Here is a 14,308-nt window from a genome sequence, read left to right on the forward strand (position 1 = left end):
GATATACACCCAAACCGAAAGCGGCCACCGTCATGTCTAGCTCCACCCTGACCCCGGCGCCGGCGACCCCGGCCACCGTCGCCCCCGCAACCGCGTCCGCGGCTCCGGCGGTCAAGGTCGCCAATCCCGGCCCGCTCGGCCTGGCGGCGTTCGCCCTCACCACCTTCGTGCTCAGCCTCTTCAACTCGGGGCTGATCTCGAACGCCGCGCTCAGCGCCGTCGTGCTGCCGCTGGCGCTGTTCTACGGCGGCCTCGCGCAGTTCGTCGCGGGCCTGCTGGAGTTCCGCCGCGGCAACACCTTCGGAACCACGGCGTTCGTCTCGTACGGCGCGTTCTGGATGTCCTTCGCCGCCTACGTGAAGTTCGTCGTCCCGACGCTGCCCGCCGACCAGGCGCACGTGGCGACCGGCTGGTTCCTCGTGGCCTGGTTCATCTTCACCGCGTACATGTCGATCGCCGCCATGAAGCTGGACGTCGCGCACCGCGTGCTCTTCGTCTCGCTGGCGCTGACCTTCCTCTTCCTCGCGCTCGGCGACCTGGCGCAGAGCACGGCGCTCGGCCACACCGGAGGCTTCCTCGGCCTCCTCACCGCGGGCGTCGCCTGGTACATCTCCTTCGCCGTCGTGGCCAAGGAGACCTGGGGCCGCGACGTCGCCCCGCTCGGCTAGGACCTTTCGACGGGCACGGGCACGGGCACGGGCACGGTCGCGGTCGTCGGCTCGGTGGTGCGACCCGCGGCCGCGTCGATGACCTCGTCCAGCACCTCGCGGGACCGGAACAGATCGGCGATCAGCCGGTCGATCCGGTCCCGTTCCGCTTTCAGCTCGCCGACGAGCGCGGGGGTGGCCCGGACGTTCGGCCCGCCGTCCGCATCTCGCATGCAGGGCAGGACCTGCCCGATCTTCGTGCTGTTCAGGCCCGCCGCGTAGAGCTCCTGGATCCGGACGACCCGGTCCACCGCCCGCTCCGCGAAGTCGCGGTGGCCGCCGGGGGTCCGGTCGGAGACCAGCAGTCCCTGCTGCTCGTAGTAGCGCAGCGAGCGCTCGCCGACCCCGGTGCGCGCCGCCAGTTCACCGATCCGCATGCCCCACCCCCGCCGTCCCAGGACTTGAATCTGACACTGATGTCAGGTTTTAGGTTACGGGCATGACGCACACACAGCAGGTCCTTCCCACCGTCTCCCGCCTCTTCGAGCCCGCCACCCTCGGCGGTCTCGAGCTCCCCAACCGCCTGGTGATGGCGCCCCTGACCCGCCACCGGGCGGACGCCGACGGAGTCCCCGGACACCTGATGGCCGTCCACTACGCGCAGCGCGCCACGGCCGGTCTGATCATCGCCGAGGGCACCGCTCCGAGCGCCGTGGGGCAGGCGTACCCACACATCCCCGGCATCCACACCCCGGCCCAGATCGCCGGCTGGCGGGAGGTCACCGACGCGGTACGGGCCGGCGCCGACGGCCTGGGCGCAGGTGCGGAGATGTTCCTCCAGCTCGAGCACGGCGGCCGGGTGGGCCACCCCGACACCAGCGGGCACGTCCCGCTCGCTCCGTCCGCCGTACGGTTCCCCGAGCAGCTGCAGACTCCCGGCGGGCCGCGGGACGGCGTCACTCCCCGCGCCATGACGGCCGAGGACATCCGGTCCACCGTCGCGGACTTCCGGGCCGCCGCCCGCAATGCCGTGGAGGCCGGTTTCGCGGGAGTGGAGGTGCATGCCGCCAACGGCTTCCTGCTCCACCAGTTCCTGGCGAAGGGCACCAACCTGCGCACCGACGAGTGGGGCGGCCCCGTGGAGAACCGGATCCGGCTCACCGTCGAGGTGGTCCGGGCCGTCGCCGAGGCCATCGGCCCGGAGCGGGTCGGCGTACGGATCTCGCCCGGAGTGGGCGTCAACGGCATCGAGGAGGGCGACACCGAGGCGATCTACCCGGCGCTGCTGGCGGCCCTGGCGGAGATCCGCCCGGTCTACCTCCACGCCATCTACACCGACCGGGAGCGGCCCCGGTTCCAGGAGCACCGCGCGGCCTGGCCGGGCACGCTGATCGCCAACCAGCTGCTCTCCCGGGAGCAGTTCGCGGCCGACGGCGGCAAGAGCGTCGCCGAACGGTTCCTGGCCGAGGGCGCCGACCTGGTCTCGCTGGGCCGGGGCTTCCTCGCCAACCCCGACTTCGTGGAGCGGCTGCGGACGGACGCCCCGCTCAACGAGATGCGCACCGAGTTCCTGATGCACGTACAGGGGGCGGAGGGGTACAACGACTACCCGGCGCTCGCTACCGCGTCGGTGTGATCGGCGGCTACGGGCGCAGGGCCCGCAGGAGCAGGTCCGCGAGGTGGTCGGCGACCTGCTGGGGGGTCATCGGGCCGTCCTCGCGGTACCAGGTCGACAGGTGGTGGACCGATCCGAAGTGGTAGTCCACCACCAGGTCGGCCGGGGTGGCGTCGGAGAACACCCCGGCGCGCTGGCCCTCCTCGACCAGTGCCCGGAAGCGCTCGTGGTAGCGCCGGCGCTCCGCCCGCACCTGCTTGAACTTCTCCGGGCTCAGCTGGTGCATGGAGCGGAAGAAGATCGCCGCGTCGTCCAGGTTCTCGATCGTGGTGACCACCACGTCGGCGGCCGCGGCGCGCAGCCGCTCCTCCACCGGCGCGTCGGAACCGGCCACCGCGTCGAGCCGCTGCTGCTGGAGCCGCAGCATGCGCGCGTACACCTCGTGCAGCAGATCGTCCTTGGACCCGAAGTAGTGGTAGAGCGCGCCCTTGGTCACTCCGGCGGCCTCGACGATCTCCTGGACCGAGGTCCGGTCGTAGCCGCGCTCGGCGAACAGCCTGGTGGCGACGGCCAGCAGCCGCTGCGGTACCGGGGCCTCGTGCGCCCCGACGGTCTCCGTCGTGGTCTTGGCGGCCATGGCTCCCGCCTCCTTTTCTTGGTCCTCGCGTGTGCGGTCCCGTACGGACGCGGTCCGGCCGGTTTCAGCCGTGGTCGCGTTCGCGCAGCTCCCGTCGCAGGATCTTGCCACTGGTCGTCTTCGGAAGGACAGGCAGGATCTCCACCCGGCGCGGGTACTTGTAGGCGGCGAGGCGCTCGGCGCAGTACGCGGATAGTTCCGCCGGGTCGGCCACGGTCCCGGGGCGCAGGCTGACGTAGGCCTTCACGCTCTCGCCGCGGTAGGCGTCCGGGATGCCGACGACGGCCGCCTCGCGGACGGCGGGGTGGGTGTAGAGCACGTCCTCGACCTCGCGCGGCCAGACCTTGAACCCGGAGGCGTTGATCATGTCCTTCTTGCGGTCGACCACGTAGAGCCAGCCCTCGGGGTCCATGAACCCCACGTCCCCGGTGCGCAGTTCGCCGTCCGGGAAGGCCTTGGCGGAGTCGGCGGGCAGACCCCAGTAGCCGGGGACGACCTGCGGTCCGCGGACGGCTATCTCCCCGGTCTCGCCGAAGGGCACCTCGGCGCCGCTCCCGTCGAGGATCCGTACGAGGGTGTCGGCGCCGGGCACGCCCACGGAGAGGGTGCCGGAGGCCGGGTCCACGGGGGCTTCGCGGTGCACGGGCACCGAGGCGCAGGGGGCGGTGCACTCGGTGAGGCCGTAGCCGTTGCGCAGGTAGAAGCCGAAGGCGGTGCGCAGCCTCTCGACCAGGGCGGGCGGCAGCGGGGCGCCGCCGGAGGAGACCACCTGGAAGGAGGCGAAGTGGTCCGGGGTGGCCCCGGGGTGGGCGGCGAGCGCCATGAAGGCGGTGGCCGGGCCCACGGTGTAGGCGGGGCGGTGTTCGAGGAAGGCGTCGAGTACGGCTCCGGCGTCGAAGCGGTGGGCCAGGACCAGGGTGCCCGCGTTGGTGAGGCAGGCGGCGAGCTCGCACACCATGCCGGTGATGTGGAAGAGCGGGGCGAGGGCGAAGTAGCCGGCTCCTGCGGGGACCGGGTGGCCGGTCACCTGGCGCAGGGCGTTGTGGGTGAGCGCGCCGTGGGGGTTCATCGCGCCCTTGGGGGTTCCGCTGGTGCCGGAGGTGTAGCTGATGAGGGCGGTGTCGGTGGCCCGGAGGCCCGGGTCGGGCGGGGCGGGGCGGCCCCGGCGGGCCACGGTGGCGAGGTCGGCGGCGTCGGTCGCCTGCTCCGGGCGGTCCGGCGCGAGGACGCGTACGTCGTCGCGGGTCTGGAAGTCCAGGTCGCAGGCGGTCAGGACGGTGTGTACGGCGGTCCCGTGCGCGGCCCCGCGCAGGTACGCGGACCAGGCGCCGGCCTCGCAGACCAGTGCGGTGGACCCGGAGTCGCGCAGGATGTGGCCGACCTCGCCGGACTTGTACATGGGGTTGAGCGGGACCACGACGGCCCCGGCCTTCCAGGCGGCCAGGACGGCGAGCACGAAGTGCGGGGTGTTCTGGAGCATGACGGCGACCCGGTCCCCGCGGCCGGTGCCCTGGGCGGCGAGGTGGCCGGCGAGGGAGTCGGAGAGCGCGTCGGCCTCGGCGTAGGTGAGGCGGCCGTCGAAGTAGGCGAGCGCCGTGCGCCCGGGGGCCCTGGCGACGGCGGCGCGAAAGGCGTGCAGCACGCTGGGCGGGGGTGCGATCGGGGCCCGCTGGACCGGGCTGAGGAGGCCGAGCCAGGGCTTGGCGGCGTATCCGGCGGGCGGGGCCGGGGGCGGGGTCTGCGCGGTCACCGGGATTCCCACTTGCGCTGGAGGTGGTTCATTCCGCTGAGCCAGCGGTCCGGGTCGGCGGCGCGGGACGCGTAGAACTCCGCGACCTCGGGGTGCGGGAGGATCAAGAACCGGCCCTTCTCCATACCGTCGAACAGTGCGTCCACGACCGCTTCCGGCTCGATCGCGGTCGGCGCGAGGACCAGCTCGCCCGCCGATCCGGCGGCGGTGAGCATGTCGGTCCGGACCCCCTGCGGGCAGATGGCGTGGACCTGGAGTCCGCGGTGGCGGTAGGTCAGCGAGAGCCATTCCGCGAAGGCGAGCGCGCCGTGCTTGGTGACACTGTACGGGGCCGCTCCGATCATGGTCAGCAGTCCGGCGGCCGAGACGGTGGACACGAAACGGCCGCTGCCGCGCTCCAGCCAGTCGGGCAGCAGCAGCCGGGCGGCGCGGACGTGGGCCATGACATTGACGTCCCAGGCCGCCTCCCAGACGGCCTCGTCGGCGAAGGCGTCGCCGCCGGAGGCGAGGCCCGCGTTGGCGCAGTAGACGTCCACGGCGCCGCCGAGCGCCTCGCGGGCCTCCGCGACCACGGCCGAGGCGTCGCCGGGCACGGCGACGGCGCGGGCGCCGATCGCGCCCGCGACGGCGGCGGCCTTGGCGGGGTCGAGGTCGTTGACCACGACGGTGGCCCCCTCGGCGGCGAAGCGGTGGGCGAGGGCGGCGCCGATGCCGCCGCCCGCGCCGGTGACGACGACTCGCTGGTCCTGGAACGCGTTCACGTGTCCGCCCTTCGCCCTCCGTGCCCGCGCGGCCTGCTGCCGCCCGCCGGATCACCGGCAGACTAACCAGTCGGTATGTCAGGGTGGAAGGGTGCGGCGCCCTACTTTGGCGCGATGACGCTGTCGCGACGCGGGTTGCTGGGTCTGGCCGGGGCGGCGGGAGCCGCGGGAGCCTGGGGGGCGGGAACCCCGGGGGCGGTCGCCCTGAATGCTCCGGGGCCCGGTGCGGGTCTCGGTGGGGCTTCCGGTGCGGATCCCGGTGCGGTGGCCGAAACGGAGGGCGCGCCCGCCGGCCGGGTGCGGACCGGATTCGAGCGGCTCGCCGCGGACGGGTACGCCGTGCTGGCCGGGCAGCGGGTCGGGGTGGTCACCAACCCGACGGGGATCACTGCGGACGCCCGCCACCTGGTCGACGTACTGCACGCCGACGAACGCGTGGACCTGGTCGCGGTATTCGGCCCCGAGCACGGCTTCCGGGGCACGGCCCAGGCGGGCGGTTCGGAGGGGGCCGGGCGGGATCCGGCGACCGGCCTGCCCGTGTACGACACGTACGACAAGAGCGGGCAGCCCCTGGCCGACACCTTCACGGCGGCCGGGGTCGACACCGTCGTCTTCGACATCCAGGACGTCGGCGCCCGCTTCTACACCTACATCTGGACCCTCTACGACTGCATGCGCGCGGCCGCGCTCGCCGGCAAGGCCGTGGTGGTGCTGGACCGCCCCAACCCCGTCGGCGCCCGGCGGGCGGCCGGGCCCGTCCTGCAGCGCCCGTACGCGAGCTTCGTGGGCCGGGAGCCGATCGCGCTGGCGCACGGGATGACGGCGGGCGAGCTGGCCGGGCTCTTCGCGGGCGAGTTCCTCCGGGCGAGCGGCCCGGCCGGGGAGGCGGTGCGGCTGCGGGTGGTGCGGATGGCCGGCTGGCGGCGGGAGTCCTTCTTCGACGCGACCGGGCTGCCCTGGGTCCCGCCGAGCCCGAACATGCCGACGCCGGGCACGGCCCTGGCGTACGCAGGGACCTGCCTGTTCGAGGGGACGAACCTGTCGGAGGGGCGCGGTACCACCACGCCCTTCGAGCTGATCGGCGCGGAGGGCGTGGACCGGCGGTGGGCGCAGGCGGCGAACGCGCTGGAGCTGCCCGGGGTGTGGTTCCGGGAGGCCTATTTCACGCCGTCCTTCTCCAAGCACGCCGGGAAGACCTGCGGCGGGGTCCGGCTGCTCGTCCACGACCGGGAGGCCTTCGATCCGGTACGGGCCGGGATCGGGCTGCTGGTGACCGCGCGGCGGGTGTGGAGCGGTTTCGCGTGGCGCTCGGACCATTGGATCGACCGGCTGACGGGCTCGGACCGGGTCCGGCTGATGGTCGACGCGGGAGCGGGCGTGGAGGAGATCGCGGGCGACTGGGCGGCGGGGCTGGCGGAGTTCGCGGCGGTACGGGAGAAGTACCTGCTGTATCCGTGAGCCGGTGGCGCCGAGGGGCTGGCCGGGGGGCCTGGTCCGCAGGATGCTGTGGGCAGGACACGGCGTGGAGGGGGGCGTCATGGTGCACATCGGTGGGACGGTGCCTGCGGCGGGGACGGGGTCGGGGACGGCGGGGATCGGGGTCCGGCCGTACGTGCAGTTGACCTTCGACGCGCAGGGCGACGCGGCCCCGGGCGCGCGTGAGGCGGCCTTCGGGATGGAGGCCACCGACCTGCTCGTCTTCGCCCACGGGTGGAACTCCGACCGGTCCACGGCGATCCGCCTCTTCGACCGGTTCTACGCTCCCTTCGCGGATCTGGTGGGGACCGGGGTACGGCTGGGGTACATGGGGGTCGTGTGGCCATCGATCCGGTTCTCGGACGAGCCGATACCCGACTTCGACGCCCGTGGCGTGCTGGGCGGAACGGGAGACGGGGCGGGAGGCGACGCCCCGGGCACGGAAGGGCTGGGGGGTGTCGGGCCGGGCGGTGTCGGGGAACCGGGCCACGGAACGGCCCTGGACCCGGCCACCCGGCAGGCCCTCGGCGCGTTCTGGCCGGGCCGGGGGGCGGAGCTGGACCGGATCGCCGAGCTGCTGGAGGAACGGCCCACGCACGAGGGCGGCTTCGCCGAGTTCGGCGCGCTGGTCCGGGAGCTGGCCGGGGTCGACGGGGTGGGCACCGGCGACGATCTGGCGGCGGCCTTCGCCCCGCGCGAGGTACCGGACTTCCTCACCGGGGACATCCTTCGGGTGTGCCGGGAGTTCGCCGGGGCCCTGGCGGAGGCGGGCGCCACGTTCCCCGGCGACCGCGCGGGCGCCGGGGATTCCCCCCGTCCCGGTTTCTCGGCCGGCGGCGGGGCGCGGACACTGTGGAGCGGCGCCAAAGAGGTGCTGCGCCAGGCCACGTATTACCAGATGAAGGCGCGGGCCGGGGTGGTCGGCGAGCACGGCCTCGGGCCGCTGCTGGCGGAGCTGGCCGGCCGCCGCCCGGCCCTGCGCGTGCACCTCATCGGCCACAGCTTCGGCGGCCGGGTGGTGTCCTTCGCGCTGCGCGCACTGCCGGACGGGGCGCGGAACGTGAAGTCCCTGACCATCCTCCAGGGGGCCTTCTCCCACTACGCGTTCGCCGACAGCCTGCCGCACGACCGGGGGCGCGGGGGCGCCCTGCGCGGACTGCAGGCCAGGATCGACGGCCCGCTGACGGCCTGCCACTCCCCCTACGACTCCTCCCTCAAGGTCTTCTACCCCCTGGCCTCCCGGATGGCCGGCGATTCGGCCGGTCTGCTGGGTTTCGACGAGCGGTGGGGCGCGATCGGGCACGACGGGGTACGGGGCGTGCCGGGAACACCGCGCCTGACGCTGGACGCGGCCCTGCGCGGCGGCCTGCCCGCCACGGGCTGCGTGAGCGTGGACGCGGGCTCCGTGGTCCGGCGCGGCGGCGCCCCCTCGGGGGCGCACAGCGACATCTGCCACGAGGAGCTGGCCCGTCTGGTGGTGGCCGCGGGGCGCATGGGGCGCTGAGTTCCGGCCAAGTGCCACCCGTACGCCTCGACCGCCCCCGCATGCGCCCGCACCGGGCCGGGCATGTTGGGCACACGGAGCCCGTCCTGTGGAGAACACAGTGCGGCGGGCCCGGCGCCCTGCGCTGGGCGCTCGGCGGAGGTGAAGGTGTGATGGCGGGATTCCGGAGTTTGGCCCATCAGGTGCGCGATACGCACAACGACCGGGCCCTGCGGCGCCATTCGCTGCGCCGCTGCCTGGAGCGGTTCGCCCCCTACGGGCATCGAGCGACCTGGTGGCACCTGTGCGACCGGCACGGGATCGGCCCCGAGGACCGGGCGGCGGACCCGTCGCGGCTGGTGGCCGCGCTGGAGGAGCTGGAAGACGCTCGGGCGGTCTGGCTGGAGTACGAACGGCAGTTCGCGGAGCGTAGACGCCGCGAGAAGCACGACGGGCTGCGCCGGCCCGACTGGGCGTGGGGCGGCGGCGGAGAGGCGGTGGTGCGCTGCGCCGATCCGGGGGTGCGGCCGCAGGGGACGCTGGGCGAGGTACTGAGGCGGCTGGTGGAGGCGCTGGAGTCCGAACCGGGTACGGAATGCCCCGTGTGCGGGACGCGGGAGTTGCACTGGCCGGCGGCGGCGGCCCGGGCCGCCGCCGGCAGACCCGGCAGACCCGGCGGCGTCCCGGCGGGCGCCGCGTGGGCGTGGGACGGGCCGGTGTGCGCGGGCTGCGGAATCGTGGTGCCCAGACCGGCGCTCGCGGACCCGGCGCTGCCGGGGGCCGATCTGGCGGGCGCGGCGTGAGCCCGACGCCGCCGTGGCCGGCGCAGGAGCTGGGGCCGACGCTGGTGGTGTCACTGAACGGCTCCCGGGACGCCGCCGACGGGGCGGCCGTGCCGATGAGCCCCGACGACCTGGTGGAGGCCGCGCTGGCGGCGGTGGATGCCGGAGCCCGGGAGGTACTGGTCCATCCGCGTACCCCGTGCGGCCGCGAGAGCCTCTCGCCCCGGGTGGTCGGACCGCTCCTGGAGGCCCTGGGGAACGCGGGCATCGGGGCCGGGGCCCGCACCCTGCCGGACGCCGCCGGGCCCGGGGAGGCGGGCCGGGTGGCCGTCAGCGTGGGTGCGGGTGCGGGCGCGGGCGCGGGTTTGGGTGCGGGGGCCGAGCCGGATCACGGGGGGTGGCCGGCGCGGGTGCGGAGTTGGACGGTGCTGCCCGACCGGGCGGTGGTGCGGTTCGCGGAGCCGGGAGCGCGGGAGCTCGCCGAGGCGCTGCTGGAGCGCGGGGTGGCGGTGGATGCGGAAGTCGCGGTCGGCGCGGAAGCCCGGCCGGGCGGCTTGCCCGGTCCGCTGGCGCGGTTCCTCGCCTGGCCGGTACGGGATCCCGCGCGGGTCCGGCTCGTGGCCGAGCTGTCCTGCGCCGACCCGGGGCCGGCCGCCGAGTTGCTGCGCCGGCTGCCGCCGGTGCCGGTGGTGCTGTTCGGGCGGGAGGCGGCGGCCTGGCCGGTGCTGCGGCTGGCCGCACGGTACGGCACCGGCGCGCGGATCGGCATAGGAGACGTGCTGCACCTGCCGGACGGGCGGGCGGCGCGGTCGAACGCCGAACTGGTCGCGGCGGCGGCCCGGGCGCGAGGCGTTACAACAGCCGGGAACCGGTGAGGCGTTCGCCGAAGACGTCATCCGGGTTGGACAGCGCGCAATTCTCCAGCGAGAGGCATCCGCAGCCGATGCAGTCGGTCAAATGGTCCCGGAGCCGACCGAGTTGGGCTATGCGGTGATCGAGCTCGGCGCGCCAGCTCTCGGAAAGGCGGGCCCAGTCCTCACGGTTGGGAGTGCGCCCTTCGGGGAGTTGGGCGAGTGCGTCGCGGATGCTGGCGAGGGGGATGCCGACGCGCTGGGCGGCCCGGACGAATGCCACGCGGCGTAGCGCGTCGCGGGTGTAGCGGCGCTGGTTTCCCGAGGTGCGGCGGCTACTGATCAAGCCCTTGGCCTCGTAGAAGTGCAGTGCGGAGACGGCCGCGCCGCTGCGGGCGGACAGCTGGCCGACGGTGAGCTCGTGGACCTTCTCGGGAATCTGCGGCACACCGCCGAGGGTAATCGGCCGGGCGGCCACGCGCGGTCAGGTCCGGCCAGACCGGGCAGGCGCGGGCAGAGGCGGTCAGGAGAGGCCAGGAGTGTCGTTGACAGATCCGTCGCGCCGACAGCATGCTGAGCAAGCGCTTATTCGCCAGGGAGAGGTACGGGTATGTCCGAGCCGAGGATCTTCACGTCCGCCGAGGAGCTCACCGCCGGGATCGGCGCACCGCTCGGCCCGAGCGAATGGCTGGAGGTGGACCAGAAGCGGATCGACCTCTTCGCGGACGCCACCGGGGACCACCAGTGGATCCACGTGGACCCGCGGCGGGCGGCGGACGGACCCTTCGGTTCCACGATCGCGCACGGATACCTCACACTGTCGCTGCTGCCGAGCCTGGTGCCGCAGATCATGCGGGTCGAGGGCATGCGCATGGGCATCAACTACGGGGTGAACAAGGTGCGTTTCCCGGCGCCGGTGCCGGTCGGGTCGCGACTGCGGGCGACCGTGCTGATCACCGAGGTCGTGGAGGCGGGCGGCGGCGTTCAGGTGTCGGCCACCGTGACCGTCGAGCGCGAGGGCGGCGAGAAGCCCGTGTGCGTGGCGGAGTCGGTGTCCCGCTACTACTTCTGATCCGCTACTTCCGCGCTGCTCTGCGCCGATACTTCCGCGCCGCTGCTTCCGCGCCGCCCGTTCGGCGCCGCTACTTGCGGGCCGCTAATTCCGAGCCGCGCCCGGCGCACTCGCGGCGTCCGGGCGGGCGCCCACCATGCGGAGCACGAGGCCCGAGTAGAGCGCGCCGACCTCGTCGGGCGTGCGGCGGCCGTCCGCGCTGAACCAGCGGGCGACGTCGATGCACAGCGACAGCACGGCGAGGGTGGTGCCGGATACGTCGGGGACGAAGAACTCCCCGGCGGCCACACCGTCGGCGAGGATGCGGCGGATGGCCGCGTCGCTCTGCCGGCGCAGGGCCACGATTTCGGAGCGGTGCTCCGGAGCGAGAGCATCGAGCTCGTACTGGACCACTCGCGCGGTGGTGTGATGTGCCGCGTGCCATCGCACGAAGGACCGTACGGCCGCGTCCAGCCGCTCGGCTGCGCTGCCGGGGCCGGAGGCGGCGATGTCCAGGATCTCCAGGGCCTTGTCGTGGCCGATCCGGCTGATCCGGTGGAGCAGCTCTTCCTTGGTCTTGTAGTGGATGTAGAGCGCGGCCGGGCTCATGCCGGCCCGGCCTGCGATGTCCCGCGTGGTGGTGGCGTGGTAACCGCGCTCCGCGAAAGCCTCCACGGCGGCGACGAGCAGCCGCCGCGCGGCGTCGGGAGTGACCTCCGACCACGGCCGGTAGCCGCCGATCTCCTCCGCGCTGTCCATCGCTCGCCCACCTTCTTCGGCCCGTAGGAATGAAAACCTCGGAATGAACACCTTACCGGAGGGGTGAGCAAGCGCTTAGCGATCCTGCGGGGCCGGCTGCTTCGGGGTGGCGAAGGGGTCGTAGCTCGTCATGATCTTCTCCATCCTGGCCTGGTCGACCCGGGTGACGATCTGGGTGACCTCCTGGCGGTCGCGGATCACCTTGGCGAGGGTGAAGGCCGAGGTGGTGAGGTACAGGACCGCGATGCCGAGGAAGGCGCGGACCCAGCCGTTGGCCTCGAGGTTGTAGATCCCCAGGGCCACCGCGCCGATGGCGACGCCGAAGGAGGCGACGGCCTGGCCGTAGTAGGCGCTCGTGTTCTGCTGCTTGACCGGTGTCTCGTTCATGGGTCCAGCTTCGGGCGGGCCGGGCCGCGGCACATCCGCGCACGTACTCACGTACGTACTCAGAAGGCGGAAACCCCCGTACGGGCACGGCCGATGAGGAGTTTCTGGATCTGGCTGGTGCCCTCGTACAGGGTCATCACGCGGGCGTCGCGCAGCAGCTTGCCGGCCGGGTACTCGTCGATGTAGCCGTAACCGCCGTGCACCTGGCTGGCGTTGCTCGCGGCGCGGACGGCGGCCTCGGAGGCGAAGAGCTTGGCGGTGGAGGACTCGGTGGCGAAGGGCTGCCCGCGGTCGATCAGGTCGGCGACCCGCCAGGTCAGGAGCCGGGCCGCGTCCACGTCGACGGAGATGTCGGCGATCAGCTCCTGGACCAGCTGGTGGTGGGCGATCGGCTTGCCGAACTGCTCGCGCTGGGCGGCGTAGGAGACGGCCGCGTCCAGCGCGGCCTGGGCGATGCCGACACAGCCCGCCGCCACCGACATCCGGCCCTTGGCGAGGGCCGACATGGCGACGGAGAAGCCCTTTCCCTCGGGGCCGAGCATCGCGGAGGCGGGCACGCGCACGCCGTCGAGGGCGAGTTCGGCGGTGGCCTGGCCGCGCAGGCCCAGCTTGCCGTGGATCTCGCGGCGGGTCAGGCCCGGGGTGTCGGTGGGCACGAGGAACGCGGAGATTCCGCGGTGGCCGGGCTCCTCGTTCGTGCGGGCGAAGAGCAGGACCACGTCGGCCCAGGTGCCGTTGGTGATGAACATCTTGCTGCCGCTGATCACGTACGCGTCGCCCTCGCGCCGGGCGCGGGTGGTGAGGGCGGCGGCGTCGGAGCCGGTGCCGGGTTCGGTGAGCCCGAAGCAGCCGAGGGCTTCGCCGGAGCACAGGCGAGGCAGCCAGGCGTGCTTCTGCTCCTCGCTCCCCCAGGCGGCGATGGTCTTGGCGACCAGGCCCAGGGAGACGGAGACGATGCCGCGCACGGCGGAGTCCCCGCGGCCGAGCTCCTCGGTGACCAGGACGTAGGAGAGGTGGTCGCCGCCGGAGCCGCCGTACTCCTCGGGGACGGTGAGGCCGAGGAAGCCGACGGAGCCGAGCTTCTTCACGATGGCCCGGTCCACGCTCTCGGCGCGGTCCCAGTCGGCCGCGTACGGGGCGACCTCGCGCTCTGTGAACGCACGGGCGAGATCGCGGACGGCGGACTGCTCGTCGCTGAGTTCCAGGTTCACCGGGCACCTCCGGGGCAGGACGGGGACGGGCGGACGGGGATGGACGGGCGCATGGGAACGGCCCGTTAATTAGCACCGCTAGTTTAAATCCGGCAGGCCTTACTATGTGGCGCATGGCCAGACCGCGCAAGCCCCTCCTCAGCAGATCCCGCATCGTCGAGGCGGCGGGCGCCCTGGTGGACGACGAGGGGCTCGAAGCCGTCTCGACGCGGCGGCTGGCGGCTGCGCTGGGAGTCAGCGGACCTTCGCTGTACAACCACTTCCGCACGAAGGACGAGATCCTGGACGCGGTCGCGGACGCGGTGAGCGCGCGGGTCGACCTGTCGATGTTCGAGGCCGGCGACGGCCGGGAGTGGCAGGTCGCGCTGCGCGACTGGGCCCACTCCTACCGGGCCGCCCTGTCCGACCATCCCAACATCGTGCCGGTGCTGGCGCGCGGACCGGGCCGCAGGCCGGCCGGGCTGCGGGTGGCGGACGCCGTCTACGGCGCGATGACCGCGGCCGGCTGGCCGCCGGCCCAGGCGACCCGGATCGGCGCACTGATGCGGTACTTCATCCTCGGCTCGGCGGTGGGTTCCTTCGCCCGGGGTTTCGTGGACGACGAGACGGCATACGACCCGTCGCACTACCCGCACCTGGGCCAGGCCCACCTTTTGGCGGAGCGGCAGCACGAGGTGGACGAGGGGGCCTTCGAGACGGGCCTGGCGGCGCTGCTGGACGGCCTGGCCCTTCAGTACGAGGCGCTGCGGGAGATCGCCTGAGGGGCGGGCCGCCCTGAGCGGTCCGCCAGGGGCCCGCGACAGGGGCGGGCCCCAATTGGCGGGCCCGCTGCAGAGGCGGCCCGACCGGAGGCGGGCGGCAGCAGGCGGGCGGCAGCAGGCGGGCCGCCAAACGCAGG

The 14,308-nt window shown here is 73.6% G+C and carries 16 protein-coding genes; 8 read left to right on the forward strand and 8 right to left on the reverse strand.

Annotated elements, in window-relative coordinates; all coding sequences use genetic code 11:
- Positions 1-32 precede the first annotated feature (32 nt).
- Complete coding sequence (locus tag OTB20_RS03105) at positions 33-668, forward strand: acetate uptake transporter (RefSeq protein WP_267814986.1); 636 nt, start codon at positions 33-35, stop codon at positions 666-668.
- Here OTB20_RS03105 and OTB20_RS03110 read toward each other — a convergent pair.
- Positions 665-1,084, reverse strand: coding sequence for a MerR family transcriptional regulator (locus tag OTB20_RS03110; protein ID WP_267814987.1), 420 nt, complete (start codon positions 1,082-1,084; stop codon positions 665-667). The genes OTB20_RS03105 and OTB20_RS03110 overlap by 4 nt on opposite strands.
- Positions 1,085-1,146: 62 nt before the next feature.
- On the opposite strand from OTB20_RS03110, the gene OTB20_RS03115 reads away from it, so the two are divergent.
- Entirely contained in the window at positions 1,147-2,283 is a 1,137-nt protein-coding gene (locus OTB20_RS03115; RefSeq protein WP_267814988.1) for an alkene reductase, read from the forward strand.
- A gap of 7 nt (positions 2,284-2,290) precedes the next feature.
- Here the strand turns inward: OTB20_RS03115 and OTB20_RS03120 are convergent, their stop codons facing one another.
- The 3 genes from OTB20_RS03120 to OTB20_RS03130 form a co-directional block, all read right to left on the reverse strand.
- Positions 2,291-2,899 (reverse strand): TetR/AcrR family transcriptional regulator, encoded by a 609-nt coding sequence (locus tag OTB20_RS03120; protein ID WP_267814989.1) that lies wholly within the window; start codon positions 2,897-2,899, stop codon positions 2,291-2,293.
- A 64-nt stretch (positions 2,900-2,963) separates the two neighbouring features.
- Positions 2,964-4,649 (reverse strand): class I adenylate-forming enzyme family protein, encoded by a 1,686-nt coding sequence (locus OTB20_RS03125; protein ID WP_267814990.1) that lies wholly within the window; start codon positions 4,647-4,649, stop codon positions 2,964-2,966.
- Positions 4,646-5,410: an SDR family oxidoreductase gene (locus OTB20_RS03130; protein WP_267814992.1), complete on the reverse strand. Its 765-nt coding sequence runs from the start codon at positions 5,408-5,410 to the stop codon at positions 4,646-4,648. Before OTB20_RS03130 ends, OTB20_RS03125 begins: the two co-directional genes overlap by 4 nt.
- 114 nt (positions 5,411-5,524) lie before the next feature.
- Between OTB20_RS03130 and OTB20_RS03135 the strand changes: the two genes are divergently transcribed.
- The 4 genes from OTB20_RS03135 to OTB20_RS03150 all read left to right on the forward strand — a co-directional run bounded on the left by OTB20_RS03135 (position 5,525) and on the right by OTB20_RS03150 (position 10,026).
- Complete coding sequence (locus tag OTB20_RS03135; protein WP_267814994.1) at positions 5,525-6,868, forward strand: DUF1343 domain-containing protein; 1,344 nt, start codon at positions 5,525-5,527, stop codon at positions 6,866-6,868.
- A 79-nt stretch (positions 6,869-6,947) separates the two neighbouring features.
- On the forward strand, positions 6,948-8,390 hold the full coding sequence (locus tag OTB20_RS03140) for a serine-threonine protein kinase (RefSeq protein WP_267814995.1): 1,443 nt from the start codon (positions 6,948-6,950) through the stop codon (positions 8,388-8,390).
- Between the two features lie 152 nt (positions 8,391-8,542).
- Positions 8,543-9,172, forward strand: a complete 630-nt coding sequence (locus OTB20_RS03145) for a hypothetical protein (protein ID WP_267814996.1) — start codon at positions 8,543-8,545, stop codon at positions 9,170-9,172.
- A complete protein-coding gene (locus OTB20_RS03150) occupies positions 9,169-10,026 on the forward strand; it encodes a 3-keto-5-aminohexanoate cleavage protein (protein WP_267814997.1) in 858 nt (285 codons plus the stop codon). Before OTB20_RS03145 ends, OTB20_RS03150 begins: the two co-directional genes overlap by 4 nt.
- Here OTB20_RS03150 and soxR read toward each other — a convergent pair.
- Positions 10,004-10,450, reverse strand: coding sequence for a redox-sensitive transcriptional activator SoxR (gene soxR / locus OTB20_RS03155; protein ID WP_250740309.1), 447 nt, complete (start codon positions 10,448-10,450; stop codon positions 10,004-10,006). The two genes, OTB20_RS03150 and soxR, sit on opposite strands and share 23 nt — an antisense overlap.
- Positions 10,451-10,612: 162 nt before the next feature.
- Here soxR and OTB20_RS03160 point away from each other — a divergent pair, with 162 nt between their 5' ends.
- Positions 10,613-11,074 carry a MaoC family dehydratase gene (locus OTB20_RS03160; RefSeq protein ID WP_267815000.1) on the forward strand — a complete coding sequence of 154 codons (462 nt, stop codon included), beginning with the start codon at positions 10,613-10,615 and terminating at the stop codon, positions 11,072-11,074.
- A gap of 84 nt (positions 11,075-11,158) precedes the next feature.
- Here the strand turns inward: OTB20_RS03160 and OTB20_RS03165 are convergent, their stop codons facing one another.
- The 3 genes from OTB20_RS03165 to OTB20_RS03175 form a co-directional block, all read right to left on the reverse strand.
- On the reverse strand, positions 11,159-11,812 hold the full coding sequence (locus OTB20_RS03165) for a TetR/AcrR family transcriptional regulator (RefSeq protein ID WP_267815001.1): 654 nt from the start codon (positions 11,810-11,812) through the stop codon (positions 11,159-11,161).
- 75 nt (positions 11,813-11,887) lie between these two features.
- Entirely contained in the window at positions 11,888-12,199 is a 312-nt protein-coding gene (locus tag OTB20_RS03170; protein ID WP_267759746.1) for a YiaA/YiaB family inner membrane protein, read from the reverse strand.
- Between the two features lie 59 nt (positions 12,200-12,258).
- Positions 12,259-13,410 carry an acyl-CoA dehydrogenase family protein gene (locus OTB20_RS03175; protein ID WP_267815002.1) on the reverse strand — a complete coding sequence of 384 codons (1,152 nt, stop codon included), beginning with the start codon at positions 13,408-13,410 and terminating at the stop codon, positions 12,259-12,261.
- Positions 13,411-13,523: 113 nt separating this feature from the next.
- Here OTB20_RS03175 and OTB20_RS03180 point away from each other — a divergent pair, with 113 nt between their 5' ends.
- Positions 13,524-14,171: a TetR/AcrR family transcriptional regulator gene (locus OTB20_RS03180; RefSeq protein ID WP_267815003.1), complete on the forward strand. Its 648-nt coding sequence runs from the start codon at positions 13,524-13,526 to the stop codon at positions 14,169-14,171.
- Positions 14,172-14,308 lie beyond the last annotated feature (137 nt).

This window comes from Streptomyces sp. H27-H1 (genome assembly GCF_026627445.1).
GTDB lineage: Bacteria > Actinomycetota > Actinomycetes > Streptomycetales > Streptomycetaceae > Streptomyces.

Bases quoted from the DNA above. Each gene is read 5' to 3' on its own strand.
- OTB20_RS03110 (WP_267814987.1), bottom strand. From the start codon at position 1,084: ATGCGGATCGGTGAACTGGCGGCGCGCACCGGGGTCGGCGAGCGCTCG.
- OTB20_RS03180 (WP_267815003.1), top strand. From the start codon at position 13,524: ATGGCCAGACCGCGCAAGCCCCTCCTCAGCAGATCCCGCATCGTCGAG.
- OTB20_RS03170 (WP_267759746.1), bottom strand. From the start codon at position 12,199: ATGAACGAGACACCGGTCAAGCAGCAGAACACGAGCGCCTACTACGGC.
- OTB20_RS03135 (WP_267814994.1), top strand. From the start codon at position 5,525: ATGACGCTGTCGCGACGCGGGTTGCTGGGTCTGGCCGGGGCGGCGGGA.
- OTB20_RS03165 (WP_267815001.1), bottom strand. From the start codon at position 11,812: ATGGACAGCGCGGAGGAGATCGGCGGCTACCGGCCGTGGTCGGAGGTC.
- OTB20_RS03145 (WP_267814996.1), top strand. From the start codon at position 8,543: ATGGCGGGATTCCGGAGTTTGGCCCATCAGGTGCGCGATACGCACAAC.
- OTB20_RS03115 (WP_267814988.1), top strand. From the start codon at position 1,147: ATGACGCACACACAGCAGGTCCTTCCCACCGTCTCCCGCCTCTTCGAG.
- OTB20_RS03160 (WP_267815000.1), top strand. From the start codon at position 10,613: ATGTCCGAGCCGAGGATCTTCACGTCCGCCGAGGAGCTCACCGCCGGG.
- OTB20_RS03140 (WP_267814995.1), top strand. From the start codon at position 6,948: ATGGTGCACATCGGTGGGACGGTGCCTGCGGCGGGGACGGGGTCGGGG.
- OTB20_RS03105 (WP_267814986.1), top strand. From the start codon at position 33: ATGTCTAGCTCCACCCTGACCCCGGCGCCGGCGACCCCGGCCACCGTC.
- OTB20_RS03120 (WP_267814989.1), bottom strand. From the start codon at position 2,899: ATGGCCGCCAAGACCACGACGGAGACCGTCGGGGCGCACGAGGCCCCG.